Source organism: Burkholderia arboris (genome assembly GCF_038723655.1).
In the GTDB taxonomy this organism is placed as follows: Bacteria; Pseudomonadota; Gammaproteobacteria; order Burkholderiales; family Burkholderiaceae; genus Burkholderia; species Burkholderia arboris.
Genome location: NZ_CP109821.1, coordinates 254,079 through 279,923, shown reverse-complemented (window position 1 = coordinate 279,923; position 25,845 = coordinate 254,079). Strand labels below are relative to the sequence as shown.

Here is a 25,845-nt window from a genome sequence, read left to right as displayed (position 1 = left end):
CGCGTGAACGACGCATCGCCGCCCCTCGTCGAGCTCAGCCACGTCGCGAAGTCGTACCGGCGCGGCAACCAGATCGTGCCCGTGCTGACCGACATCACGCTCGACATCGGCGAAGGCGACTTCGTCGCGCTGATGGGGCCGTCCGGCTCCGGCAAGAGCACGCTGCTGAACCTCGTGGCCGGCATCGACCGGCCCGACAGCGGCGAGCTGCGCGTGGGCGGGCTCGACATCTCGCTGCTCGCGGAGGCGCAACTGGCCGAATGGCGCGCGGCGAACGTCGGCTTCATCTTCCAGTTCTACAACCTGATGCCGGTGCTCACCGCGTTCGAGAACGTCGAGCTGCCGCTGATGCTCACGCACCTGTCGCGCCGCGAGCGGCGCGAGCGCGTCGAACTCGTGCTCGACATGGTGAACCTCGGCGACCGGACCAGCCATTACCCGTCCGAGCTGTCGGGCGGCCAGCAGCAGCGCGTCGCGATCGCACGCGCGCTGATCACCGATCCCGTGCTGATCGTCGCCGACGAGCCGACCGGCGACCTCGACCGCGCGTCGGCCACCGATGTGCTCGCAATGCTGCAGCGGATGAACGCCGAGCTCGGCAAGACGATCATCATGGTGACCCACGACGCGCACGCGGCCGGCGCCGCGCAGTCGCTCGTGCATCTGGAAAAAGGGGAGCTGATCGATGGGTACGCCGGCTGACCGGCGGCGGGAGCGCGCGCGATGTACGTGCTGAAGCTGATCGCGCGCAACGCGCTGCGGCACCGGCTGCGCACGCTGCTGACCGTGCTCGGGCTGACCATCGCCGTGCTCGCGTTCGGGCTGCTGCACACCGTGGTCGACGCGTGGTACGCGGGCGCGGCCGCCGCGTCCAGCGGGCGGCTCGTCACGCGCAACGCGATCTCGCTCGTGTTTCCGCTGCCCGTCAGCTACGAGAACCGGATCCGCGGCGTCGAAGGCGTGACGGCCGTGGTCCGCTCGAACTGGTTCGGCGGCATCTACCGCGACCCGAAGAACTTCTTCGCGAGCTTCGCGGTATCGGACAACTATCTCGACCTGTACCCGGAATACATCGTCCCGGATCAGCAGCGCGCCGATTACAACCGCGACCGGCGCGGCTGCCTGGTCGGGCGCCAGCTTGCGACGCAATTCGGCTTCAAGATCGGCGACGTGATCCCGCTGAAGGGCACGATCTATCCGGGCACCTGGGATTTCGTCGTGCGCGGGATCTTCGACGGCCGCGACGACTCGACGATCACGCGCCAGCTGGTGTTCCACTGGGACTATCTGAACGAGACGGTGCGCCAGCGCACGCCGAAGCAGGCCGACCAGGTCGGGGTATTCGTGCTCGGCGTCGCGAACCCCGACGACGGCGCGTCGATCGCGCGCAACGTCGACGCGGTGTTCAAGAACTCGCTCGCCGAGACGCTGACCGAGACCGAGCAGGCGTTCCAGCTCGGCTTCGTCGCGATGTCGAACCAGATCATCGCGGCGATCCGTCTCGTGTCGTACGTGGTGATCCTGATCATCATGGCCGTGATGGCCAACGCGATGGCGATGAGCGCGCGCGAGCGCACGGCCGAATACGCGACGCTGAAGGCGCTCGGCTTCGGCCCCGGCTTCCTCGCGCTGATCGTGTTCGGCGAATCGGTCCTGATCGCGGTGGCCGGCGGCGGGCTCGGGATCCTCGCGACGCCGCCCGCCGCGAGCCTGTTCAAGCAGGCGGCCGGCGGCATCTTCCCGGTGTTCAAGGTATCGACGGAGACGGTCGCGCTGCAGGCCGCATGCTCGGTCGCGGTCGGCCTCGCGGCCGCGATCGTGCCGGCGTGGCAGGCGGCGCGCGTACGCGTGGTCGAAGGCCTCAGGGCAATCGGTTAGGTTTGCACATGGCGATCCCGCTCAACTACATCGCGCGCAACCTGTGGACCCGGCGGCTCACCACCGCGCTGACCGCCGGCGGGATGGCGCTCGTGATCTTCGTGTTCGCGACCGTGCAGATGCTCGACGCGGGCCTCACGCAGACGCTCGTGTCGACCGGCGAACCCGACAACGCGGTGGTGATCCGCAAGGGTGCCGAGACCGAGATCCAGAGTTCGATCGACCACCAGCAGGCCAACGCGCTCGAGATGCACCCGGCCGTCGCGCTCGGGCCCGACGGCCGGCCGCTCGTGTCGAAGGAAGCCGTCGTGCTGATCTCGCTCGTGAAGACCTCGACCGGCAAACCGTCGAACGTCGTGATCCGCGGCGTGTCGCAGTCCGGGCTCGCGCTGCGTCCGCACGTGAAGCTCGTGGCCGGCCGGATGTTCGCGCCGGGCTCGTCGGAGATCATCGTCGGCAGCGCGATCGCGAAAGGCTTCAGCGGTACGCAGCTCGGCGACAGCCTGCATTTCGCGCAGCGCGACTGGACCGTCGTCGGCATCTTCGACGCGGGCGGCAGCGGCTTCGATTCGGAAATCTGGGGCGACGTCGACCAGCTGATGCAGTCGTTCCGGCGCACCAGCTATTCGTCGATGGTGCTGCGCATCCCGAGCGCCGACGGCTTCGCGCGCTTCAAGGCCGACATCGACGTCGACCCGCGGCTGACCGACGAGGCGAAACGCGAGCAGACCTTCTACGGCGACCAGTCGAAAGCGCTGTCGACGTTCATCAACATCCTCGGCATCACGCTGTCGACGATCTTCTCGATCGCCGCGATGATCGGCGCGATGATCACGATGTACGCGTCGGTCGCGAACCGCGTGGCCGAGATCGGCACGCTGCGCGCGCTCGGCTTCAAGCGCACCAGTGTGCTCGCAGCGTTCCTGCTGGAAGCGCTGCTGCTCGGCTTCGTCGGCGGCGTCGCGGGGCTCGCGTGTGCGTCGCTGATGCAGTTCGCGTCGTTCTCGACGACCAACTTCCAGACCTTCTCGGACCTGTCGTTCCGCTTCGTGCTGACGCCCGCGATCGTCGTCAAGACGCTGCTGTTCTCGCTCGTGATGGGGCTCGTCGGCGGGTTCCTGCCGGCGATGCGCGCCGCGCGGCTGAAGATCGTCGACGCGCTGCGCGCGCAGTGACAGAATATCGAGATAGCGAGCCGGGGTGATCGAACTCGATCAGGTGCCAACCTGCAAGCCTGCTGTCGATCAAGCGCGCTTCACAAACAATTCTCGTACAAGCAAGTCGTCATGCCACATAACAACGATCTAATCTGGCTGCACATTTCCGATATTCATTTTCATCCGAAAACGTCGTGGAGGGATAACGCGACGCGCCGGGAACTGCTGGACTTCCTGCGTGCCGAGTTCGACAACGGATTGCCGCGACCGCACCTCGTGTTCTGCACGGGTGACATCGCCTTCGGCGAAACCAGCGGCGCCCCGCTCAGCGAGCAATACAAGGACGCAGCACAATTTTTCGACGACTTGCTGGCCTGCTGCCAACTCCCCAAGGATCGGCTGTTCATCGTGCCCGGCAATCATGACGTGAACCGTAGGGAAATATCGGGTGATCAGCAAGCGCGCCTTTTCGAAATGGCGCAGACCAACCCGCTCGCTCATGTCGACGCGATCAATCAGCGTTTCGCCGATCGCACTCGGGACCATCGCTCCGCGATGGAGCGCTTGAAGGACTACGGTGCGTTCGTGAAGGAATACCGCCCCGAACTGCATCGCGAAGATCTCCATCTGTACGCCCATACGCTCGAGGTGAACGGATATCGTGTCGGCATTGCGGGCTTCAACTCGGCATGGAGCTGTGCCGGTGACGAAGACGATCGTCACATCTGGCTGGCCAGCAAGTGGCAGTTCAACCATATGGCCGAAGGGCTGCGCGACGCCGGCCTGAAGATCGGACTCATTCATCATCCGTTCGACTGGCTGAACTCGGCCGAACAGCACGACGCCGATGCGAATGCCAGCACCGGATTGCATTTCCTGCTGCATGGACACACGCATACCGCATGGGTTCGCACGAGCGAAGCCTGTACGCAACTGGCGGCCGGCGCAGTAGGCGCCGATACGCCGGACCAGTTCGGCATCAATCTGGTGCACCTCGATCCGAGGAGCGGCAAAGGCAAGGTTCACCTGTTCGGCTACAACCGCGGCTGGATGATCCAGCCCGTCCCCAAACATGCGCCGACGGCGCAGTGGCCATTCCAATCGTCAGTGCGACTGACGCCGGACCTCGTCGCCGCGCCGCCAGGCACGGACCGGACCGGTTCGCAATCGCCGGCCACGCCAACTCAAGCGGCAGGTCCGGCCGGAGAAGCGCTGTACGGGCGCGACAAACTGCTTGGCCAGCTCGTCGCCCGACTCAAGGACAAATCCGGCCTGGTGCTGCACGGCCTGAGCGGCAATGGCAAGACCACGCTGATCAAGGCACTGCACGGGCACGCGCCATTCCAGGGCATGCAATTCGTCGATGTGCACGGCAGCCGCCAGATCGTGGTCGGCGAGTTTTTCCGCAGATTCCTGGGGGTGCTGCAGAATCGGCGCGAAGATCCGTCCCCGCCCAGCGGCAAGCTCGAGGAGCAGATCGCCGAGCTGAGACGGCAATACCCGAATGCCCAGCCAGCGTTCGTCTGGATCGACGACGCGCACCTGCTGATGAGCGGCGCGCAATGGTGCAACCCGGAGCTTCGAGTCCTGCTGCGTGCAATGTCCGCGGCCTTCCCGAACTGGAAGTGGGTCTACGAGTTCAACGACAAGCCCGCCGACGGGAGCTTCGGCAGCGAATCACCCGCATTCGAAATCCCCGGGCTCGACAAGGCCGGCCTCGCGGAACTCCTTGCAAACAGTGCGCCGCCGGATCGGAAGGCCGACTGGACATATGCCGGCTCCGATCTCAAGGCCCTCTTCCAGTGGCTGGGTGGCGGGCATGGAGGCGCGGCCCATACGCTGGCTGCCGAGTTGCTCGCCACTGTCGCCAGAGAGCAGGGCAGCACGCCCATGCAGGTCTATCGGAATCTGCGCAAGGAGCTCATTGACCGCCTCGACGAACGGCTGCTCGGGATCCTGCACAACGAGGTCCTCGGAACGGCCGAGCGCAAGCTGCTGAAAGTCATTGCGCTTTACCGCCGGGCGATTCCACAGGACCATGCCGACGGACTCGAAGACGGCATCGGTGTCCAGGATGCCTGGCAAAAGCTGCGTGGGCGCGGTCTCCTTCCGCTCGACAACAACAGGGATCACTACCTGCACGGCTTCATCGCCAGTTGGGTGCGCCAGACGCAAATGGGGCTGCGCGACTCGGGGCTCGCCATCGACTACGCCGATGCCATCGACCCGGCCGTCGCCGATATGCATGTATTGATCGCGCGCTGCTGGCAGCGCCAGATCGGCCGCCAGAGGGAAGAGATCAACTTCCAGCGAGCCAACGAAGCCTTTTACCACCTGCTCTGCGCCAACGAGCTCGGCGCAATGGAGGAATGGATCGGCCATCTGACCGGCAAGGAAATCGGCTGGAGCAATGAAGCACTGTGGGCCATTTATCATCGCCGGCGTGACGGTGGGGAGTCGATCGCCCGTCAGCAGGAGGTGCTGCAACTGCTGGTCAATATCCACCCGCGCGAACACAAGGCGCTGCGTTTTCTCGGAGAATGCCTGCGAGTAACCAGCGGCGACGCATGCGACGAAGCGTTACAGGCTTTCGAACGGGCGCTGGAACTGCACCCCGGATTCCCGCCCTATCTGGCCAATCTCGGCAAAGCGTTGCTCTCTCGCGGCAAACCTGGCGCGGAAGCTTTTCTGCGCCGGTTCGATGAGCACCAGAAGCGTCATCCGCAGGCGGTTGACGGGCACGTTGATCACATCCGGGCCGATTGCCTGAGCCTCGTCGGCAACGCACACGAAGCGTCGCGCCAGCGTCAGCAGGCGATTGCCAGCGACACCCGCGACCCCGTGTTCTATAACGACGAAGCCAAGTATCAGCTCGACCACGACAACGCTCCTGAAGCATTGAGGTTGCTGGACCTTGCCGGCGATCGCCAGTGCGCGGACGACTACTCCGACGCCATGCGGATCCATACCCTCGAAAGACTGGGGCGCGGCCCGGAAGCCTCCGTACTTCGAATGGCCAAAATCGACGCGGGTAGTAGCAACCCGGTGTTCTATGCCGACGAGGCAAGGCACCAGATGGTCCAAGGCAACCTGTCCGGAGCACTGGACCTTCTGAATCTGGCCCACGACCGTCAAAGCTGGGACAACTACTGCGAAGTCATCCGGCGCCAGATCCAGGAAAAGACGCGGCAAGGCTCGTAAGCCTCCAGCCGGCCAGCCCGACTCAGCGTGCGCGCGGCACCCACGCGCCGTGGAACCCGGCGGGCACGCGACGCGGCAGATGCACGGTCGCGACCGGCCCCGCATCGATCGCCCGCGCATCGAGGATCACGACGTCGCTCGTATCGGTCGCCGCACGATAGACCACCACCAGCAGCCAGCCGTCGTCCTCGTCGGTGCCGCCCGGACGCGGCACGAACACCGGCTCGCCGTTCTGGTCTCCGGCCGGCACCGCGTAGTGCATCGTCGTGCCGCGCACGTGATCGAAGCGCATCACGCCGCGCATTTCCGCGTTGTTCGGCTGCTCGACCGCATACAGATAGCGGTAGCGGCGCCCCGTCCGGATTTCGTTGATGCGCGGCAACTCGATACCGCCGTCGGCGAGCGGCCCTTCGTCGATCAGCCTGTTCGCCGTGTCGATCACGTAGCGCCACAGCTCGCCGACCGGGTTGTCGGCGAAGCGGCCCGTGCGCGCGTCGAGCCGCAGGAACGACGGATAGCGCACCGCATCGAGCACGATGCACGACGCGTCGCAGTCGTAGGCGTTCACGACGTGCTGGATGAAGCACGGCTCGACGTCGAACCAGCGCACGTCGCCGCCGTGGCGCGCGATCACCCCGATGCGCGCCGGCCGGTCGTCGTGCCAGCGCAGCGGCATCCGGTGGCCCTGTTTCAGCAGCGAGAAGTCGTAGCCGACGTTCAGGTCGAGCAGCAGGCTGCGGGTTTCGGTGATCGCGAGGTCGTGCATCATCGACGGCGCGCTCAGGCCGATCTCGACGTCGACACGTTGCACGCCCTGCGCATCCGCCACGCCGTAGCGCAGCCACGGCACGCGCCAGTCCGCGCGGAACGCGATCAGCTCGCCGGTCACCGGGTCGACCTTCGGATGCGCGGTCATCCCGCCGCCGAAGCCCGCGTGCCGCGCCGGCGCGCCGAGCGTATCGAGCGCGGCGGTGATCGCGAGCGGCGCCCCGCCCTCGGCCAGCGCGAGCAATTCGCCTGCATGCTGCACCACGTTCACGTTCGGATTGGTGTCGGGCAGATGCGGCACCTGCTCAGGCGCATGCACGACGGCCCAGCGCTGCGTGCGTGCCCAGCGGTTCCGGTAGCCGGTCGCGCGGCCGTCGTCGAACGCGATCGCATGCAGCATCGCGGCTTCCGGCCACCACGACAGCATGTCGTTCCCTTCGAAGCGGCCACCCGGCGGATTCGGGCCGTTGCGCAGCAACGTGCCGTCGAGTTCGCGCGGAATGGCGCCGGTCACGCGCAGATCGACGACATCGGTTTCGTCGGCGACCGGCGCGAGCGCGCCGCGGTTCAGGTCGAATACGGTCATTGCGTCGGGGCTCCGTCAGCAGTCGTCGGCAGGTCGCCGCGCGCCAGGGCAAGCGCATGGTCGCGCACGTCGTCCGGCCAGCCGGCAACCAGCTCGGCCAGCCGCGCCGCGTCGTTCGCATACAGCGCCCGCGCAGCTTCCTCGAAACCGGGCAAGTCGCCCGCCATCGCCGACATGAAGTGGTAGGCGCGGGTTTGCGCATCGCGGTGCCGGTCGGCCGCCGCATGCGTGCGCCGTGCGTCCTCGACGAGCTTGCGCAGTGCAACCGACGCGCCGCCCGGCTGCGCGCCGAGCCATTCCCAGTGACGCGGCAGCAACGTGACTTCGCGCGACACGACGCCGAGTTTCGGCCGGCCGCGGCCGCGCTGTTCACCCGCGCCGGCCGGCTCGCCGGCGGCCCCGGGCGCGTCGCCCGGCGGCGCGTAGCGCGTGCGGATGTCGTCCGCCGTGCCGCGCAGGTCGAGGTCGATCGAGCGGCCCGTCGCATCGTCGAAGATCAGGATCGTGCCGGGCATCGCGTCGCCGGCAGCCTGCCGGACCGCGAGCGCGACCGTCGCGAGCGGGCCTGACGCGAGCCGCCGGTGGCCGTCGAAGGCCGTGTATGAAGGAAAAAGCGTAGAAGTTGTCATCGTGGTCGCCCGTGGGCAGGAATCGGAATGACGCTATTTTTATCCGGGTATTAATTGGATGTCAATATTATCCGGGTAAAAATTGTCGTTGCCGTCTTCCGCCCCGTCGGGCGACCACGACGCCGGTCAGAGCACCCGGGCCGGAAACGCGAGGTCACGTGCGCTTGCCAGCGCGTCGTCGAGCGACACATGCCCTTCGAACGCCAGCGACGCCGGCAGTGGCAGCTCTTTCTCGATCGCGTGCGCGAACTCCACGCCCGCATCGTCGGCGAGCCGTGCGCGCAGCGCGGCGATATGCGGGAACGCATCGCGTTCGAACACCGCGTGATAGTCGGCCCAGCGTGCGATCCCGGAGAAGTAGGCATCGGCCAGCGTGCGCCGCGCGCCCAGCAGCCACGGGCCTTCGCTGCGCTCGAGCATCGCTTCGAGCTGGCGGTGCGCCTTCAGCACCTTGCCGCGGCCGTACGCCTGCAGCGCCGCTTTCTCGGCGCCCTCGGTGTCGTGTTCATACACATACCAGAGCGCGCCGAACGCGTTGAAGAACGTCGTGTTCAGCCACGCCAGCATCCGGTTCAGCCGGTCGAAATCCGTGCTGCCCTGGCGAAAGGCGAGGCCGTTGTCGAGCGCCTGCGCGCCGATGTGGCCGAGGATCGCGAGGCTTTCGGTCAGCACGTCGCCATTCGCGGTCACGAATGCCGGCGTTTCGGCGACCGGGTTCAGCGCGAGATACGCGTCGCTCGTCGCGACGCTCGGCATCGCGATGCGCGACAGACGGTACGGGCGGCCGATCCATTCGAGCGCGACGATCGAGCCGAACGAGCAGCCGGCGGGAATGCCGTAGAGAAGGATGGGAGACATCGGAGGATTCCGCATAAGTTGAACGAGCGATCATGCTCCCATGACGAACGATGACGCAGTAGCCGCTAAAATTGAAACCCGTCGTTTCCTCATGTGGACGTTGAAAGTGAATCTGAACGATCTCTACCTGTTCGTGCAGGCAGTCGACGCCGGCAGCATGTCGGCGGCGGCGCGCCGGCTCGACCTGCCGAAATCGACGGTCAGCAAGCGCGTGGCCGAGCTCGAGCGCACGCTCGGCGCGCGGCTCGTGCATCGCACGTCGCGCAGCTTCCGGCTCACGCCGGTCGGCACCGAATTCTTCGAGCATGCGCGTGCGGCCGTGATCGAGGCCGACAGCGCACGCGACGCGGTGCTGCGGCAGGCCGCCGAGCCGGCCGGCATCGTGCGGATCACGAGCTCGGTGCCGGTCGCGCAGCACATCCTCGCGCCGTGCCTGCCGGCGCTGGCGATCGCGCACCCGAAGCTGCTGCTGCAGATTCATGCGAGCGACCGCCTCGTCGACATCGCGCAGGAAGGCTTCGACATCGCGGTGCGCAGCCATTTCGCGCCGCTGCCCGATTCCGCGCTCGTGCAACGGCCGCTCGCGGCCTCGCCGATCATCGCCGTGGCGTCGCCGGCCTATCTCGCGCGTGCCGGCATCCCGGACGAGCCTGCCGATCTCGCGCGGCATGACGGGCTGCATCCGGGCCAGCAGCCGTGGCGGCTGCAGCGCGGGGGCGACACCGTCGACGTGGCGCCGCGCATCCGCCTGCAGGCCGACGAATCGACGCTGCTGCTGCAGGCTGCGACAGCCGGCCTCGGCATCGCCTGCCTGCCCGACTGGATCGCCGGCGCCGCGCTCGCCTCCGGTGCGCTCGTGCGCGTGCTGCCCGGCTGGCGCGCGGGCACCGTCACGACAACGCTGCTGATGCCGCACCGGCGCGGCCAGTTGCCCGGCGTGCGCGCCGCCGTCGAGTTTCTCGCGCAACACGTGGCGCGCCATCACGGTGCCGGCGCGGACGACGCGCACGCCTGACCGATCGACTCGCCGATCGATTCAAATGCTGAATCGATCAAGTCAGCAATTGGCATGAAAGCGCAAATTTCGACATGACAGAATGGTCCGGACGCCCTGCCTGCATCGGCGTCCGGTGCCCGGCCTCGAACCGGCGGCACCCACGCACACAACGCGCGCATCGACGCGCCTGCCGCACGACGGCACCTTCCGCCCTTCGGAGGAGACAAGTCATGAATCCGCTTCACGCGCTGCCGGCGTCCGCGTCGGCAACGGCCCGGCGCACGCGCGTGCGCTGGCTCGTGCTGACCGTCCTGTTCGCGGTCACGACGATCAACTACGCGGATCGCGCGGCGATCGCGATCGCCGGCCCGAGCCTCGCCCGCGCGCTGCACCTGAGCCACGTGCAGATCGGCTTCATCTTCTCCGCGTTCGGCTGGTCGTACGTGGTCGCGCAACTGCCGGGCGGCTGGCTGCTCGACCGCTACGGGTCGCGCATCGTCTATGCGTTCAGCATCTTCTTCTGGTCGCTGTTCACGCTGCTGCAGGGCTCGATCGGCTTCTTCGGCGGCGCGGCCGCGTTCGCGCTGCTGTTCGGGCTGCGCTTCCTGGTCGGCGCGGCCGAGGCGCCGTCGTTCCCGGCCAACAGCCGGATCGTGTCCGCGTGGTTCCCGGCCGCCGAGCGCGGCACCGCGTCGGCGATCTTCAACGCCGCGCAGTACGCGGCGACCGTCGTGTTCGCGCCGCTGATGGGCTGGCTCGTGCACGCGTTCGGCTGGCAGTCGGTGTTTGCGGTGATGGGCGTGCTCGGCTTCGCGTTCGTCCTGGTGTGGAACCGCACGATGTACGACCCGAAGGACCACCCGAACATCAACCGTGCGGAACTCGACTACCTCGCCGAAGGCGGCGCGCTCGTCAACATCGACCAGGCGACCGGCGGACGCGACGGCGGCCCGTCGATGCATCACGTGAAGGCGCTGCTGAGGAACCGGATGCTGATCGGCGTGTACGTCGCGCAGTACTGCATCAACGCGCTCACCTATTTCTTCATCACGTGGTTCCCCGTCTATCTCGTGCAGGCGCGCGGGATGTCGATCCTCAACGCGGGGCTCGTCGCGTCGATCCCGGCCGTGTGCGGATTCCTCGGCGGGATACTCGGCGGCGTCGTGTCCGACGCGCTGCTCAAGCAGGGCCGGTCGCTGTCGGTCGCACGCAAGGTGCCGATCGTGTTCGGCATGTTGCTGTCGATGTCGATGATCGTCTGCAACTACACCGATTCGCACGTGCTCGTCGTGCTGTTCATGGCGCTGTCGTTCTTCGGCAAGGGGCTCGGCGCGCTCGGCTGGGCCGTCAACGCCGACACCGCGCCGCGCCAGATCGCGGGGCTGAGCGGCGCGCTGCTCAACACGTGCGGCAACCTCTCCAGCATCACGACGCCGATCGCGATCGGCTATATCGTCGACCGCAGCGGCTCGTTCAACGGCGCGCTCGTCTATGTCGTCGCGCACGCGCTCGTCGCCGTGATCTGCTACCTGTTCGTCGTCGGCGAGATCCGCCGCGTCGAGCTTCAATGAACGGCGCGGGCCGCGCCGGCGCGTCCGGCGGCCCGCGCGCCACCGGAACCAGGAGCGAACCGATGTCCGAACCCAGCCGTGCCGGCACGCCGCGCGTCACGCGCATGCAGGTGATTCCCGTCGCCGGCCGCGACAGCATGCTGCTCAACCTGTGCGGCGCGCATGCGCCGTATTTCACGCGCAACCTCGTGATCCTCGACGACAGCAGCGGGCATACGGGCGTCGGCGAAGTGCCGGGCGGCGAAGGCATCCGCCACGCGCTCGAGCGCATGACGGATCGCGTGGTCGGCCAGCCGATCGGGCGCTACCAGGCGACGCTCAACGCGGTGCGCGCGGCGCTGTCCGGTGCGGACGCGGGTGCGGGCCGCACGATCCGGCACGAAGTGACATCGGCTGGCGAGGCTGCGGTGCTGCGCCAGCCGCACGAGATCAACCTGCGGCTCGACAACGTGATCACCGCGATCGAGGCCGCGCTGCTCGACCTGCTCGGCCAGTATCTCGACGTGCCGGTCGCGGCGCTGCTCGGCGAAGGCCAGCAGCGCGACGCGGTGCCGATGCTCGCGTACCTGTTCTACATCGGCGAGCGGCGTCGCACCGACCTGCCGTATCGCGACGAGACGCGCGCAGTGGATGCGTGGTTCCGGCTGCGCAACGAGGCGGCGCTCACGCCGGCCGACATCGCGCGGCAGGCCGAGGCCGCGGTCGAGCGCTACGGGTTCGCCGATTTCAAGCTGAAGGGCGGCGTGATGGCGGGTGCCGACGAGATGGAAGCGATCGCCGCGATCAAGGCGCGCTTTCCCGACGCGCGCGCGACGCTCGACCCGAACGGCGCGTGGTCGCTCGACGAAGCCGTCGCACTGTGCCGCGGGCAAGGCCAGCTGCTCGCGTATGCGGAAGATCCGTGCGGGCCGGAAGGCGGCTATTCGGGCCGCGAGGTGATGGCCGAATTCCGCCGTGCGACGGGGATCCCGACCGCGACCAACATGATCGCAACCGACTGGCGGCAGATGGATCACGCCGTGCGACTGCAGGCGGTCGACATCCCGCTCGCCGATCCGCATTTCTGGACGATGCAGGGCTCGGTGCGGCTCGCGCAGCTGTGTCGCGACTGGGGGCTCACATGGGGCTCGCACTCGAACAACCACTTCGACGTGTCGCTCGCGATGTTCACGCATGCGGCCGCGGCCGCGCCCGGCACGATCACCGCGATCGACACGCACTGGATCTGGCAGGAAGGCGACGCGCGGCTCACGCGCGAACCGCTCGCGATCGTCGGCGGCAAGGTGGCCGTGCCGGAACGGCCGGGGCTCGGGATCGAGATCGACATGGCACAGGTCGAGGCCGCGCATGCGCTGTACAACGCGGTGGGCGGCACCGCGCGCGATGACGCGATCGCGATGCGCTATCTGGTGCCGGGGTGGACGTACGATCCGAAGCGGCCGAGTTTCGGGCGCGGGTGATAGCGCGGCAGGCGGCGGGCGGTTGTTGCCAAACGCGGAAAACGCCCGCATCCTGCCGGCTGCCTGAGCCGGCCCGCGTGGCGGGCGGCTCGGCGCCCCGTTCACCCGAAGGAAAAGCGCTCGTCATGACGTCTCCCGACCCGACACCGCGGCAGATCATCGTCTTCGTCCTGTATTCGGTGCTGTGCCTGCCCGCGAGCATGACCGTTGCGGGTTATGCCGCGACCCGGATCACGCAGAACGTATCGAATTTCGAAGGCGGTGCAGGCTACGCGGCGCTCTGGTGGATCATCATTCTGACCTGCGTGTTCTACGGACTGTCGATCGCCCTCTTCGCGCTGCTGCGGAAGAGGATCGCGATCCTTGCGGCCATCACGGTGGCGTTCGCCGTGTTGTCGGTGCCGGCGATCAGGGTGATCTACGAGTTGGCGACCTAGTCCGCCGGACTATGGGCCCGCAGAAAACAAAAAGGCCCGATCTTGCGATCGGGCCTTTCGAATTCCGTTGGTGGAGCGGAGGAGGATCGAACTCCCGACCTTCGCATTGCGAACGCGACGCTCTCCCAGCTGAGCTACCGCCCCATCAGTCAATCATCATACACACGCATTTCTGCGCTTGGCAATAGGGGTTACGTGCCCCCTGAAGCGTCACTTTGACGGCGCGCCGGCCAGCACCCATTCGACCACCGAACGGACGTCGGCGTCGCTCATGCGCGGATGCGCGGGCATCGGAATCGCGCCCCAGGCGCCCGAGCCGCCGTCCTTCACCTTCTTCGACAGCTTCGCGACGGCCTGCGGATCGGACTTGTAGCGGGCGGCGATATCCTTGAACGACGGGCCGACGAGCTTGCGGTCGACCGCGTGACAGCCCATGCATGCGTTGCTGCGCGCCACCTTCAGGCCGTCGCCGACGTCCGCGTGCGCCGCGCCCAGCGTGCCGGCCACGAGCGCAACCGCCGTGGCGCCCTGCGCGATCCATCGTTTCATCTGCGTCATCTTCACGGCCTTCATTGCGCCTTCGCCTTCGGGTTGCCCGGATGCACGCTCGACGAATTCGAGATCGGTGCGGGCGATTGCAGCGGCGTGGACTGCACCGACGCGTCCGGCACGGCGCCGACCGTCGCGCTGTCCGCCGGCGCGGCGGCAGCCTGCGCGCCGGATGCGCCGCTCGCGGGCGATGCGTCCTGCAGCGCCTGCGCGTCCTGCGGCTTCACGTACTGGAACACCTTCACGACCTTCTCGACGCCCGGCACCTGGCTCGCGGCTTCCGCACCGCGATTGCCTTCGTCCACCGTCACGAGGCCCATCAGGTAAAGGTTGCCGCGCTCGCTGACGACCTTGTAGTAGTTCGCCGAGATGCCCTTCGTCGCGATCAGTTCCGACTTCACGCGCCCTTCGAGGTACGAGTCGTTCGCACGCGACGACAGCGACGACGCCGGCTCGACCGACAGCTCGTTGACGATGCCGTTCACGTTGTTGATGCCGCGCACGATTTCCTCGGCGCGCTGCTTCGACGCATCGTTCGGCACCTCGCCCGTCAGCAGCACGCGGCGGTTGTACACCGTCACGTTCACGTGCGACTGGTCGGGCAGCCCGTTGTTGATCTGCGTGAGCGACTTGACCTGGATCTCGCGATCTTCCGTCTGCGCGCCGAGCGTACGGCGATCGGTCGCGATCAGCGCGCCGCCGCCGGCCGCTGCGCCCACGACCCCGAGCACACAACCCTGCAGCGACACGGCGAGGCCCGCCGTCAGCGCGGCGAGCAGCGTGGTTCTGACGAGCGTCTGTTTGACGCGGCTTTGATTCATCGACGGCTCTCCTTCGTTCAATCCTCACCCAGCAGCATCGCGTCGATGCCGTCGCACAGGCAGTGGATGGTCAGCAGATGGACTTCGTGGACGCGTGCCGCGCGAACGGCGTGCACGCTGATCGGAATATCGGTATCGGACAACGCGGCCGCGACTGCATGGCCATTGCCGCCCGTCAGTGCGACGACGGTCATCTCGCGCTCGTGCGCCGCTTCGATCGCCGCCAGCACGCGCGACGACGCGCCGCCCGAATCGAGCACCAGCAGGATGTCACCGGTCTGGCCGAGCACGCGCACCTGCTGCGCGAACAGTTGCTCGGCGGCCATCGCACCCATGAGACCGGCCTGCGACGCATCGGTGGCCAGCGCGATCGCGGGCAGGCCCGGACGCTCGCGCTCGAAACCGCCGACGAGCGACGCGGCGAGGTACTGCGCGGCGGCGGCCGACGGGCCGTCACCGCACGCGACGATCTTGTTGCCGTTCGCCAGCGCGGCGAACATCGCATCGACCGCGGCTGCGATCGGCAACGCCAGCGCGTCGGCTGCTTCGGCGTGAAGCGCGGCGCTGTCGTGGAATTGTTGCTGAATACGTTCGACTGACATCGATTCCTGGTGAACTGGGCGCGTGGCACATGTCGCGCGACATCGTGGGTGCGGCGAGTTTACCGTACTCCGGCACCCACTCCGGGGGTCCGGCAAGAACTCTTTACATCTCGTCACAGCTCGCGGCTACGCATCGTCGGTACGAAATGCGTCGCGCAGCCACGCAAGCCGCCCGGCCTCGAACGCGACGACGTCGAACCGGCACGCGGCACCGGCACCGTGTCGCGCCCAGAACTGCAACGCCGCCGCGACGAGACGCCGCCGCTTGCGCCAGCCGACGCTCGCGGCCGCGCCGCCGTGCCGGACACTGCGCCGTGCACGCACTTCGACGAACACGAGCATGCCGTCGGGCTCGCGCATCACGAGATCGAGCTCGCCGCCGCGCATCGTCACGTTCGCCGCGACGAACCCGAGGCCGCGGCGCTCGAGAAACTGCCGCGCGCGCTGCTCGAACGCCGCGCCGACCGGTTTGGATCGCGCCGCGCCGGAAAAGTTGTCGCCCGCGCGCGGCAAACCGCGCCCGTCGCCCGGGCCGGCCGGCGCCGCGTGGCACAATGCCGACCTTGTTCCGCTTGCGCCGCGATTGCGTGCATTGCCTGCCATGACTGCCCTCCTCGAACTCGCGCATACGCAGCACTACCCGGACGCCGCGCTTTACGTGGTCGCCACGCCGATCGGCAACACCGCCGACATCACGCTGCGCGCGCTGCACGTGCTCGGCCTCGCCGACCGCATCGCGGCCGAAGACACCCGCAACACGGGCCAGCTGCTCGCCCGCTACGGGATCTCGAAGCCGCTCCTGGCCGTGCACGAGCACAACGAACGCGAAGCCGCGCAGCGCGTGATCGAGCTGCTGCGTGGCGGCGAACGCGTGGCCTACGTCTCGGACGCCGGCACGCCCGGCATCTCGGACCCCGGCGCGCGGCTCGTCGACGCGGTGCGCGACGCCGGCTTCGCGGTGATCCCGCTGCCGGGCGCGAGCGCGGCCGTGACCGCGCTGAGCGTGGCCGGCGGCTGGGCCGGCGCGTTCACGTTCGCGGGCTTCCTGCCGCCGAAGGCCAAGCAGCGCGCAACCGCGCTGCAGGCGCTGGTGTCGCACCCGTATGCGCTGGTGTTTTACGAAGCGCCGCACCGGATCGCCGAAACCGTCGCCGCGCTCGCCGATGCGTTCGGCCCCGCGCGCCGGCTGCTGATTGCGCGCGAACTCACCAAACTACACGAGCAGCTGTTCCAGGGCACCCTGGCCGAAGGACAGACCTGGCTTGCCGGTGATGCGAACCGTCAGCGCGGCGAATTCGTGCTGGTCGTCGAAGGCGCGCCGGCGGCCAGCGGCGAAGCCGACGACACCGCGCACGACGCGCTGCTCAGGCTGCTGCTGGAAGAAGTGCCGGTGAAGAGTGCCGCGAAGCTCGCGGCCGCGCTGACGGGCGCATCGCGCAACACGCTGTATGCGCGTGCGCTCGCGCTGAAGGAAGGCTGACGCGGGACGACGCCGCGCCGGAACGACAAAGGGCTGCCGGAAGGCAGCCCTTTGTACTTGATGCTCGATACCTGATGCGTGTGCGGACGAACCGCCGCGTTACTTCGCCGAGATCGACGCGAACATTTCGTCACGGGCCTCGCGCGCTTCCTGCGGCGACAGCCCTTCGATCTTCACGCGGCCCGTGCCGGCGTGCACGAGGCCGATCACCTTGGCAGCCGCATACGACAGGTCGAGCACACGGCCGCGCTTGAACGGCCCGCGATCGTTGACCTTCACGACGACCCACTTGCCGGTCGACGAGTTCGTCACCTTGATGTACGACGACAGCGGCAGCGTGCGGTGCGCGGCGGTGAACGCGTTCATGTTGAAGCGCTCGCCGTTCGCGGTGCGGCGGCCGTGGAAATCCCGCCCGTACCACGAAGCGCGGCCCGTCTGGCGGAAGTCGGACACATCCTTGCCGTCGATCGGCTCGGCGTCGGCCAGCGACGATTTCTTCGCGTCCTTGCTGTCCGTCGCCGGCATCGATGCCAGCGCGGAATCGAAATTGAGTTGCTGCTTGTCGTCGTCCGCCTTCGCGGCAGCGGCCGTCTTGTCGACCGCCTTCTTCTGGTTCGCGCTGCTGGTGGTCTGGCTGGGTGGCACCGCACAGCCCGTCAGCGCAAAAAACAATGCAATGGTCCCGAATCGACTCGGAAAACGTAAATTCATCGACGTGTCGCCTTCTGGTTCGGGCCGCTCCTTCACAACGCTGCGCTACTGCGCAGACACGCGGCCCGGACGGCAAATGCGTGCACGCCCCGCTCGGATGCGAGCAGGCGGCTAGCATGGGCGCGGCTTTCGTCTATGCCGCAACCGTCCTGATTAGTTTTCACGTCTGGCGCAACCTGTCCCCAACAGCCTGACCAGACCCCACATGCCGCCATCGAACATGGCTTCACGTTCGCGCGCGTCGATACGACCAACGCACAGGAACGGCGGCACAGGCCTCATCCGGCGGCGCGGCAGCAGGGCCGCAAGGCGGGCGCGCAGCACCCGGCCGGACAAGACGTGAGCACCGAATGTTCGGTGCTGGATACACCGCCGGACTCCCCGGCGGCTGATGCTTGACGGTGAATCGGACGCCTCTTTTAACGGGGCCGAAACACCAGCGAATGGCGTGAAATTCACGCGCAATGGAGCGCATTATACATAAATCAAAACGTTGTCCCGAAAAGCACCCCCGGCGGACCATTGATTCTCACTATGGCTGTAACAATCGACATGCCCCGGGAATGCCCTCGTCCGCACGCCTCGGCACGCGGCGCACGAGCGGCAGGCGGCGCGCGCGACCGGTACAATCGCTCCTTTTAGCCGCCGGTGCCCTCATGAAAGTCACGCTCATTCCGGTCACGCCGTTCCAGCAGAACTGCTCGCTGCTCGTCTGCGAGAAAACGGGCCGTGCCGCCGTCGTCGATCCGGGCGGCGATCTCGACCGGATCCAGCAGGAAGTCGCGCGGCAAAACGTGCAGGTCGAGAAGGTGCTGCTCACGCACGGGCACATCGATCACTGTGCGGGCGCGAAGACGCTCGCGACGCACTACGGCGTGCCGATCGAGGGGCCGCAGGAAGAAGAACGCTTCTGGATCGAGAAGCTGCCGATGCAGAGCGAACGCTTCGGTTTCCCGGCCGCCGACACCTTCGAGCCCGACCAGTGGCTGAACGACGGCGACACCGTACAGTTCGGCGACGAGACGCTCGAGGTCTATCACTGCCCGGGCCACACGCCCGGCCACGTCGTGTTCTTCAGCCGCGAGCATCGCGTCGCGATCGTCGGCGACGTGCTGTTCGCCGGCTCGATCGGCCGGACCGATTTCCCGCGCGGCAATCACGAGGATCTCGTCCGTTCGATCAAGGAAAAGCTGTGGCCGCTCGGTGACGACGTCACGTTCGTGCCGGGCCACGGCCCGGTGTCGACGTTCGGCGACGAGCGCCGCACGAACCCGTTCGTGTCCGACAAGGTGTTCGGATGAACCAGACTGCCATCCCGGAAATCTACGTCAGCACCGACGTCGAGGCCGACGGCCCGATCCCCGGCCCGCACTCGATGCTGAGCTTCGCATCGGCCGCCTACACCGAGGACAAGCAGTTGATCGCGACCTTCTCGGCGAACCTCGAGACGCTGCCCGGCGCGCAGGCGCACCCGGTGCAGGAAGCCTGGTGGAAAACCGAGCCCGAAGCCTGGGCCGCGTGCCGGCGCGACCTGCAGGCGCCGGAGGCGGCGCTGGTCGCATACGTCGACTGGGTCGAGGCGCTGCCCGGCAAGCCGGTGTTCGTCGCCATGCCGGCCGGCTTCGATTTCACGTTCATGTTCTGGTACATGATGCGCTTCGCGGGACGCTGCCCGTTCTCGTGGTCGGCACTCGACATCAAGACGCTCGCGTTCGCGATGACCGGCCTGCCGTACCGCAAGGCGATCAAGCCGCGCTTTCCGAAGCACTGGTTCGACGACCATCCGCATACGCACGTCGCGCTCGACGACGCGATCGAACAAGGCGCGCTGTTCTGCAACATGCTCGCCGACCTGCGCCGGCAGCAGGCCGCGCTCGCGGGCCTCGCCGTGTCGGACACCGATCAGTCGGAAAACGCGGGGGCGGGGCAAAATCCCACGGATCCGCGGGCAAATTAGCGAATCTCGCTCAGCAGCGCCACACCAGATTGCGTTTCCTTTCCCGGCCCTCTAACATTCAGCATGTTGTTGCTGCCGCATGGAGGCGCAGGTGACGCTCGATTCCTTTTCGCAAAAAATCCTTCGCCTGTTGCAGCTCGACGCGCGCCGTTCCGTACAGGAAATCTCCGACCAGGTCGGCCTGTCGAGCACGCCGTGCTGGCGCCGCATCAAGGACATGGAACAGTCGGGCGTGATCCAGCGCTACACGGCGCTGCTCGATCGCGAGAAGCTCGGGCTGCACGTCTGCGCGCTCGCGCACGTGCACCTGACGCGCCACAACGAAGGCGGCGTCGAGCAGTTCGAGCGCGAGATCGCGACCTGCCCGGAAGTCACCGAGTGCTACAGCACGACCGGCGAAGCCGATTACATCCTCAAGATCGTCGCACCGGACATCAAGGCCTACGACGTGTTCCTGCACGAACGGATCTTCAAGATCCCGGCCGTGTCGCAGGTGCGCACGAGCGTCGTGCTGCGCGAAATCAAGTTCGACACGCAACTGCCGCTGTAACGCACGGGCCGGCACGGCCGGTTCGCCGCGTTCGCAGTTACCGGCCGCGGGTTACACCTGCGCGGGCATCGCGCGCGTAAAGCCGATCCGGCGTGCGCCGAACTCGCGCTCCAGCGCGCCGACGTCGATCCGGCCGGCCAGCGTCGCGTCGGTATCGCGCGGATCGCTGGCGAGCGTCACGTCGATCTCGAGCCCCGTACTCAGGTAATGCAGGTTGATCGTCGCCGCACGCAGCCCGCGCCGCGCGAGCGCGGCCTCGAGCCGTGCGGCAATCTCGCCGCGCGGCGGCAGCGCGAGCGCCGGACGGCGCGCCGCGTCGTTCTCGGGGTCGACATGGATCAGCGCATCGAGCACGCGCGGGTCGGACAGGACGCGCGCCCGCGCGGTCTCGGCGATGTAATGCCCTTCGGAGACGGAGATCTTCGGATCGACGAGAATGTGCGCATCGACGAGCGCGGCATCGCCCATCTTGCGCGTCCGCAGGTCGTGCACATCGCGCACGCCGGGTGTCGCGGCGAGCAGCGCGCGGATCTCGGCCGTGTCGGCCGTATCGAGCGCGCGATCCGAGAGGTCCTGCAACGCGTCATAGCCGAACGTCCAGCCCATGCGCGCGACCATGAAGCCGACGATCGCCGCGGCGATCGGGTCGAGCAACCGCACGCCGGCCAGGCTGCCGACGATACCGATCGCGACCACGAGTGACGACGCGGCATCCGAACGCGCATGCCAGGCGTTCGCGACAAGCATCGCCGAGCGCACGCGCCGCGCCTCGCGCAGCATGTAGCGAAACAGCGCCTCCTTCGACACGAGCACGGTCAACGCAACAATCAGCGCGGAAAAATGCACGGCCGGGATGTTTTCGAGATTAACGAGGCGGTCGCCGGCGCGCCAGAGCATGCCGATCCCGACCGCAATCAGGATCGCGCCGAGAAACAATGACGCGACCGTCTCGTAGCGGCTATGGCCGTAATTGTGGTCGGCATCCGGCGATGCGCCGCTATGGCGATTCGCAACCAGCACGACAAAATCCGAGATCAAATCGGATATCGAATGCACACCGTCAGCAATCAATGCCTGCGAATGCGCAATCACACCAACGGCGATCTGAAATGTCGCCAGGACGACATTCAGAACAATACTGACAAGCGTGCTCTTGCGCGCAACGGCGTGCTTATCCGCGCTCTGCGCGTCGCCGGAAAAGGTGGACATGAAATATGAGATATCGGTGTGCGATACGCAATTCTATCAAAAGCGCTCCGCAACCCCTTCCAATACCCACAAATTTCTCATTTAAATCAACCGCTTATACGAACGTGTCGCATTTTCATTCACGCCGGATTCTTACATTTTTATGACAATGTTTGCGCGCCGGCGGTGCCCGGAAACAAAAAAGCCGCGCTCCTGAACGGACACGCGGCTTTTTTGAAGCACAGGCGACTTAAACAAACGTTTAAATCGCAAACTGTTCGCGGTTCTTGCCGGCAATCCAGCGCGGCGGCTTGCCGCGGCCCGACCACGTTGCGCCCGTTTCCGGATCGCGGTACTTCGCGGCCACGCCTGCGCGCGGACGGCCAACCTTACCTGCCTTCGCGCGGCTGAGACCGAGTTCGGCGAGCGAAAAGCCATAGTCGGCAATTTTCTGCTTCACGTCATTCAGCACTTCAGCGTATTCACGCGACTTTGCTTCTTCGATTTGCTTCTCCAGCTTCTCCCGCTGGGCCAGCAGGTCCTTGTAAGAAGACATAGTTTCCCTTTCTATCTGACCAATGGCGCCGGTCTGCAGCCAGCTCACCATTCATGAAATATATGTGCCTCGGATTTTCGAAGGCAGAGATTAGCACAAAAAAGATTTGATAGAAGAGAGATTCATGAAAATCCCGAGACCCATTGTAATTCGCGCATGTCATTTTGACCGGCTGCGGCCTTTTCTCAAATTTTTACGCGCGTACACAGAGATTAGGACATTAGTGATTGCCTATTCGGGCTATCAACATACGCAATTACCCTCTATTCGGGAAAATCGAAGCTTTCATCGGACGACAGCTTTGCAAAAACCACATGACGCGGTTTGCTAAACGGACAAATCACTGACCCGCGACGTCACGTCACATCCCGTGCGCATGCCATCAGCCGGTCGCGCAGCGCCCCGGTATCGGCCGACGGCGCGTCGAATGGCGTGCGCACGCGGCGGCCGTCGCAACGCCAGTCGGCGCCGTGGCGATCGACACCGAGCAAATCGAGCCCGTCGCGACGTGCCGCGCCCCCGTCGTAGGCCTCCCACAGCGCCTGTTCGTCGTCGAACGCAAGCGACGGCAGTGCATCGAGATGCGTGCCGTCGACCCAGCCCATCCGCCCGAAACCGCCGATATAGCGCAGCCGTTCGACATCGAGCGCCCAGAACGCGAAATCGCCGAGGGCGAGATAGCGCGCGGCGTCCGGTTCGTAGCGCAGATAGCGCGCCGCGACGTGCGGATCGTCTCCCAGCGGCACGAACCGGCCGAGCAGCGTTGCGCGCTCGGCGTTCAGGACGTCGCCATCGGTCGCATCGACGACGAGGAAGCCCGCGCGCGGATCGGCGGCAAGGTTGCGGGTGTGCTCGGCCAGGCCGCTCACGAGGATGACGGGCCGATGGCTTGCATCGGGTGCAAACGGAACGACCGTCGGATACGGGAAACCCTGCGGATCGCGCGCATGGGTGGCGAGCGTGCCGAGCGCGCAGCGGTGCAGCAGATGCAGGGCAAGGGCGGGATCGATGTTCAAGAGGACTCCTGCGGTCGAAGGGCGGTACGCCGGGCTTGCCGTGCGCGCTTCGATGTTACCCGCTGGCGCAACGCGCCGCGCATCGGCCGAACGGTCGGCGTCCGGCGTCCGGCGTCCGGCGTCCGGCGTCCGGCGTCCGGCAGGATCGTAAGCGGTTCGATAGAATCGGACGATTCCGGCGGGCGCCGCGCGCGCCCGTGCATTTTTTGACGAGCCTTCCCGTGTCCGAATCCTCCTCTCCCGAATCGTCGTCCCCGTTCGCCGCGCCGCCCGACGCGCACCGCGTGCTGCCGCTGCCGGCCCGCCAGCGGGCGCGCACCGCGTCGATGGCGCTGTTCTTCGTCGCCGGCATGATGTACGCGTCATGGGGCGTGCATGTACCGACCGTGCGCGACAAGTTCGCGCTGAGCCCCGGCCTGCTGTCGATCGCGCTGTTCGCGGTCGCCGGCGGCTCGATCGCCGCGATGCTGACCATCGCGCGCTGGATCGCCCGCGTCGGCTCGCGCACCGCGTGCCTCGCCGGCGGGCTCGTGATGTCCGCGTGCGCGGCGCTGATCCTCGTCGTGCCCGACTACTGGATGCTGCTCGCGGTGCTCGCGCTGTTCGGCTTTTCGATGGCGACGCTCGACGTCGCGATGAACGCCGAGGCCAGCGCGGTCGAGATCGCGCTCGGCAAGCCGATCATGTCGTCGCTGCACGGGATGTTCAGCATCGGCGGGATGTCGGGCGCAGCGGCCGGCGGCGCGCTGCTGTCGGCCGGCATGGCGCCGGCCGCGCATCTCGCGCTCGCGGCGGCGGTGAGCGCCGCGGTGCTCGTGGCCGCAGGCCCGGCCGTGCTGCCGCATGTGCCGCACCACGAACAGGCGCACGGCGGCGGCAACCGCTGGCGCTCGCCCGCACTGTGGATGCTCGGCGGCATCGCGCTGATTGCACTGATCGCCGAAGGCGCGATGTACGACTGGGCGACGGTCTACATGCGCGACGTCGTTGCGGCGAGCCCTGCGCTCGCGAGCGCCGCGTATGCGGCGTTCTCGGGCGGGATGGCCATCGCCCGCTTCGCGGGCGACGCCGTGCGTGCGCGCTTCGGCGCGCCGCAGCTCGTGTTCGCGAGCGCGTCGCTCGCATGCGCGGGGATGATCGGCGCGCTGCTGCTGCCGAATCCGGTCGCGGTGCTGACCGGCTTCACGCTGATGGGCCTCGGCCTGGCCAACATGATGCCCGTGCTGTTCGCGGCCGCCGCGCGCGTGAAGGGCATCCACGCGGCCGAAGGGCTCGCGCACGTGGCCGGGCTCGCGTATTTCGGACTGCTGTTCGGTCCGGTCGTGATCGGTGCGGTCGCGCAGGCCGCGAACCTGACGATCGGCCTGTCGGTCGTCGCGCTGTGCGCGGCGCTCGTTGCGGCCATCGCGCCGAAGGTGCTCGCGCACCTGAAGATCTGACCACCCGGCCCACGCCGGCCCGAACGGCCAAAAAGAAAGCGCGCATGCGTTGCCGCATGCGCGCTTTCACCCCTTCTGTTGACCGCTTGTTGCGTTACATCTTCACTTCGTCGAGCAGCGACTTCTTGCCGCCCTTGTAGTTGTACAGCGAGATCACGCCGTGCTGCAGGTCGCCCTTCGAGTCGAAGGTCGTCGTGCCGATCACGCCCGTGTAGTTCGTCGCCGGCATGGCCGCGAGGATCTTCGCCGGGTCCGTCGAGTTCGCGCGCTTCATCGCATCGGCGATGATGTACACGGCGTCATACGTGAACGGTGCGTAGATCTGGATCGGCTGGCCGAAGCGCTTCTCGTACTTCGCCTTGAACGCGCCGCCGCCCGGCATCTTCTCGAGCGACGCACCGGCTTCCGAGCACACGACGTTGTCGGTCGCATCGCCAGCCAGGTCGGCCAGCTTTTCCGTGCACACGCCGTCGCCTGCGAAGATCTTCGCGCGCAGGCCGAGCTGCTTCGCCTGTTTCGCGAACGGGCCGCCGGTGGCGTCCATGCCGCCGTACATGATCGCGTCCGGATTCTCGCCCTTGATCTTGGTCAGAATCGCGCGGAAGTCGACCGCCTTGTCGTTCGTCGCGTCATGCGACATCACCTTCAGGCCGAGCGCCTTCGCCTTCTTCTCGAACTCGTTCGCGAGACCCTGGCCGTAGGCGGTCGAATCGTCGACCACCGCCACGCTCTTGATGCCCTTCGAGTGCGCGTAGTTCGCCAGTGCCGGGCCCTGCTGCGCATCGGTCGCGACCACGCGGTACGTGGTCTTGAAGCCTTGCTGCGTGTACGCCGGGTTGGTCGCCGACGGCGAGATCTGTACGATGCCCGCATCGCTGTAGATCTTCGAGGCCGGGATCGACGTGCCCGAGTTCAGGTGGCCGACCACCGCGACGACCTTGTCGTCGACGAGCTTCTGCGCAACCTGCGTGGCCTGCCGCGGGTCGGCGGCGTCATCCTGCGGGTCGAGTTGCAGCGTGATCTTCTGGCCGCCGACCGTGAGACCCTTCGCGTTGATCTCCTCGACTGCGAGACGTGCGCCGTTTTCGTTGTCCTTGCCCAGGTGTGCAATACCGCCCGTCAAGGGCGCGACGTGGCCGATCTTGACGACTTGATCGGCGGCCGCGTTGCTTGCAGCTGCAACGCACAGCATCGCCGCGGCGGTGATCGGCAACAGCTTTTGCATCTTGATATTCATGTAAGTCTCCAGTTTCGGTCCCAATAAACGCCATCGCCCGGTGCCCCGCTGCCATCCCTGTGTTTGCAATCACTGGACGATTCGCCGGTTGCATCGTTCATGCACTTGGCCTCAAGCACGTGAAAACAGCCGCTTTTAGCAGCCACCCGTCCGTACTTGCGCGCAAGTGTAGGTGATCAAATTAATTTGTGGGACTT

25 protein-coding genes and 1 tRNA gene are annotated in these 25,845 nt (G+C 66.8%); 13 read left to right on the top strand and 13 right to left on the bottom strand.

The features are described 5' to 3' along the window. The first annotated feature begins 3 nt into the window (after positions 1–3). The 4 genes from OHZ10_RS01305 to OHZ10_RS01290 all read left to right on the top strand — a co-directional run bounded on the left by OHZ10_RS01305 (position 4) and on the right by OHZ10_RS01290 (position 6,236). On the top strand, positions 4–702 hold the full coding sequence (locus tag OHZ10_RS01305; RefSeq protein WP_342703411.1) for an ABC transporter ATP-binding protein: 699 nt from the start codon (positions 4–6) through the stop codon (positions 700–702). A 21-nt stretch (positions 703–723) separates the two neighbouring features. Next, a complete protein-coding gene (locus OHZ10_RS01300; protein ID WP_059232651.1) occupies positions 724–1,878 on the top strand; it encodes an ABC transporter permease in 1,155 nt (384 codons plus the stop codon). An 8-nt stretch (positions 1,879–1,886) separates the two neighbouring features. Next, positions 1,887–3,053 (top strand): ABC transporter permease, encoded by a 1,167-nt coding sequence (locus tag OHZ10_RS01295; protein ID WP_342703410.1) that lies wholly within the window; start codon positions 1,887–1,889, stop codon positions 3,051–3,053. Between the two features lie 111 nt (positions 3,054–3,164). Then, complete coding sequence (locus OHZ10_RS01290) at positions 3,165–6,236, top strand: metallophosphoesterase (RefSeq protein ID WP_059232653.1); 3,072 nt, start codon at positions 3,165–3,167, stop codon at positions 6,234–6,236. A gap of 22 nt (positions 6,237–6,258) precedes the next feature. Here OHZ10_RS01290 and OHZ10_RS01285 read toward each other — a convergent pair whose 3' ends face one another. From OHZ10_RS01285 to OHZ10_RS01275, 3 genes are all read right to left on the bottom strand, one after another. Beyond that, the gene (locus tag OHZ10_RS01285; protein WP_342703409.1) at positions 6,259–7,590 is read right to left on the bottom strand and encodes a carotenoid oxygenase family protein; all 1,332 of its coding nucleotides are present in this window, start codon (positions 7,588–7,590) and stop codon (positions 6,259–6,261) included. Then, entirely contained in the window at positions 7,587–8,219 is a 633-nt protein-coding gene (locus tag OHZ10_RS01280; RefSeq protein ID WP_342703408.1) for a DUF2239 family protein, read from the bottom strand. The genes OHZ10_RS01285 and OHZ10_RS01280 overlap by 4 nt, the downstream gene beginning before the upstream one ends. Positions 8,220–8,345: 126 nt before the next feature. After that, positions 8,346–9,077: a glutathione S-transferase gene (locus tag OHZ10_RS01275; RefSeq protein WP_342703407.1), complete on the bottom strand. Its 732-nt coding sequence runs from the start codon at positions 9,075–9,077 to the stop codon at positions 8,346–8,348. Positions 9,078–9,117: 40 nt separating this feature from the next. On the opposite strand from OHZ10_RS01275, the gene OHZ10_RS01270 reads away from it, so the two are divergent. The 4 genes from OHZ10_RS01270 to OHZ10_RS01255 all read left to right on the top strand — a co-directional run bounded on the left by OHZ10_RS01270 (position 9,118) and on the right by OHZ10_RS01255 (position 13,542). After that, a complete protein-coding gene (locus OHZ10_RS01270; RefSeq protein WP_340623725.1) occupies positions 9,118–10,092 on the top strand; it encodes a LysR substrate-binding domain-containing protein in 975 nt (324 codons plus the stop codon). 212 nt (positions 10,093–10,304) lie between these two features. Then, positions 10,305–11,645: an MFS transporter gene (locus OHZ10_RS01265; protein WP_059232658.1), complete on the top strand. Its 1,341-nt coding sequence runs from the start codon at positions 10,305–10,307 to the stop codon at positions 11,643–11,645. Between the two features lie 62 nt (positions 11,646–11,707). Continuing rightward, positions 11,708–13,105 (top strand): enolase C-terminal domain-like protein, encoded by a 1,398-nt coding sequence (locus tag OHZ10_RS01260; RefSeq protein ID WP_256085460.1) that lies wholly within the window; start codon positions 11,708–11,710, stop codon positions 13,103–13,105. Then, a complete protein-coding gene (locus tag OHZ10_RS01255; protein WP_230950375.1) occupies positions 13,063–13,542 on the top strand; it encodes a DUF4386 domain-containing protein in 480 nt (159 codons plus the stop codon). The genes OHZ10_RS01260 and OHZ10_RS01255 overlap by 43 nt, the downstream gene beginning before the upstream one ends. A gap of 68 nt (positions 13,543–13,610) precedes the next feature. On the opposite strand, the gene OHZ10_RS01250 is transcribed toward OHZ10_RS01255, so the two are convergent. The 5 genes from OHZ10_RS01250 to OHZ10_RS01230 all read right to left on the bottom strand — a co-directional run bounded on the left by OHZ10_RS01250 (position 13,611) and on the right by OHZ10_RS01230 (position 16,069). After that, positions 13,611–13,686: transfer RNA gene (locus OHZ10_RS01250), tRNA-Ala, on the bottom strand. Between the two features lie 66 nt (positions 13,687–13,752). Beyond that, positions 13,753–14,115 carry a c-type cytochrome gene (locus OHZ10_RS01245; RefSeq protein WP_059232672.1) on the bottom strand — a complete coding sequence of 121 codons (363 nt, stop codon included), beginning with the start codon at positions 14,113–14,115 and terminating at the stop codon, positions 13,753–13,755. Beyond that, positions 14,112–14,912 (bottom strand): BON domain-containing protein, encoded by an 801-nt coding sequence (locus OHZ10_RS01240; RefSeq protein WP_059232673.1) that lies wholly within the window; start codon positions 14,910–14,912, stop codon positions 14,112–14,114. The genes OHZ10_RS01245 and OHZ10_RS01240 overlap by 4 nt, the downstream gene beginning before the upstream one ends. Before the next feature lie 17 nt (positions 14,913–14,929). Further along, on the bottom strand, positions 14,930–15,514 hold the full coding sequence (locus tag OHZ10_RS01235) for an SIS domain-containing protein (protein ID WP_174994499.1): 585 nt from the start codon (positions 15,512–15,514) through the stop codon (positions 14,930–14,932). A gap of 126 nt (positions 15,515–15,640) precedes the next feature. Further along, positions 15,641–16,069: a YraN family protein gene (locus OHZ10_RS01230; protein ID WP_174994509.1), complete on the bottom strand. Its 429-nt coding sequence runs from the start codon at positions 16,067–16,069 to the stop codon at positions 15,641–15,643. Between the two features lie 46 nt (positions 16,070–16,115). On the opposite strand from OHZ10_RS01230, the gene rsmI reads away from it, so the two are divergent. Continuing rightward, positions 16,116–16,994, top strand: a complete 879-nt coding sequence (rsmI, locus tag OHZ10_RS01225; RefSeq protein ID WP_059232676.1) for a 16S rRNA (cytidine(1402)-2'-O)-methyltransferase — start codon at positions 16,116–16,118, stop codon at positions 16,992–16,994. A 99-nt stretch (positions 16,995–17,093) separates the two neighbouring features. Here the strand turns inward: rsmI and OHZ10_RS01220 are convergent, their stop codons facing one another. After that, a complete protein-coding gene (locus OHZ10_RS01220) occupies positions 17,094–17,705 on the bottom strand; it encodes a septal ring lytic transglycosylase RlpA family protein (RefSeq protein WP_059232677.1) in 612 nt (203 codons plus the stop codon). Between the two features lie 656 nt (positions 17,706–18,361). Between OHZ10_RS01220 and OHZ10_RS01215 the strand changes: the two genes are divergently transcribed. From OHZ10_RS01215 to OHZ10_RS01205, 3 genes are all read left to right on the top strand, one after another. Then, the gene (locus OHZ10_RS01215) at positions 18,362–19,006 is read left to right on the top strand and encodes an MBL fold metallo-hydrolase (RefSeq protein WP_059232678.1); all 645 of its coding nucleotides are present in this window, start codon (positions 18,362–18,364) and stop codon (positions 19,004–19,006) included. Beyond that, the gene (locus OHZ10_RS01210; protein ID WP_256085452.1) at positions 19,003–19,662 is read left to right on the top strand and encodes an exonuclease; all 660 of its coding nucleotides are present in this window, start codon (positions 19,003–19,005) and stop codon (positions 19,660–19,662) included. Before OHZ10_RS01215 ends, OHZ10_RS01210 begins: the two co-directional genes overlap by 4 nt. Positions 19,663–19,741: 79 nt before the next feature. Then, a complete protein-coding gene (locus OHZ10_RS01205; RefSeq protein ID WP_006477376.1) occupies positions 19,742–20,212 on the top strand; it encodes an Lrp/AsnC family transcriptional regulator in 471 nt (156 codons plus the stop codon). 51 nt (positions 20,213–20,263) lie between these two features. Here OHZ10_RS01205 and OHZ10_RS01200 read toward each other — a convergent pair whose 3' ends face one another. The 3 genes from OHZ10_RS01200 to OHZ10_RS01190 all read right to left on the bottom strand — a co-directional run bounded on the left by OHZ10_RS01200 (position 20,264) and on the right by OHZ10_RS01190 (position 22,972). Further along, the gene (locus OHZ10_RS01200; RefSeq protein ID WP_059232679.1) at positions 20,264–21,421 is read right to left on the bottom strand and encodes a cation diffusion facilitator family transporter; all 1,158 of its coding nucleotides are present in this window, start codon (positions 21,419–21,421) and stop codon (positions 20,264–20,266) included. A gap of 241 nt (positions 21,422–21,662) precedes the next feature. Further along, positions 21,663–21,956 (bottom strand): H-NS family nucleoid-associated regulatory protein, encoded by a 294-nt coding sequence (locus OHZ10_RS01195; RefSeq protein WP_006491875.1) that lies wholly within the window; start codon positions 21,954–21,956, stop codon positions 21,663–21,665. Between the two features lie 356 nt (positions 21,957–22,312). Then, positions 22,313–22,972 (bottom strand): HugZ family protein, encoded by a 660-nt coding sequence (locus OHZ10_RS01190; RefSeq protein WP_256085451.1) that lies wholly within the window; start codon positions 22,970–22,972, stop codon positions 22,313–22,315. A gap of 221 nt (positions 22,973–23,193) precedes the next feature. On the opposite strand from OHZ10_RS01190, the gene OHZ10_RS01185 reads away from it, so the two are divergent. Further along, positions 23,194–24,411, top strand: coding sequence for an MFS transporter (locus tag OHZ10_RS01185; protein ID WP_174994496.1), 1,218 nt, complete (start codon positions 23,194–23,196; stop codon positions 24,409–24,411). Positions 24,412–24,505: 94 nt separating this feature from the next. Here OHZ10_RS01185 and OHZ10_RS01180 read toward each other — a convergent pair whose 3' ends face one another. Beyond that, the gene (locus tag OHZ10_RS01180; protein ID WP_059232681.1) at positions 24,506–25,648 is read right to left on the bottom strand and encodes a branched-chain amino acid ABC transporter substrate-binding protein; all 1,143 of its coding nucleotides are present in this window, start codon (positions 25,646–25,648) and stop codon (positions 24,506–24,508) included. Positions 25,649–25,845: the final 197 nt, after the last annotated feature.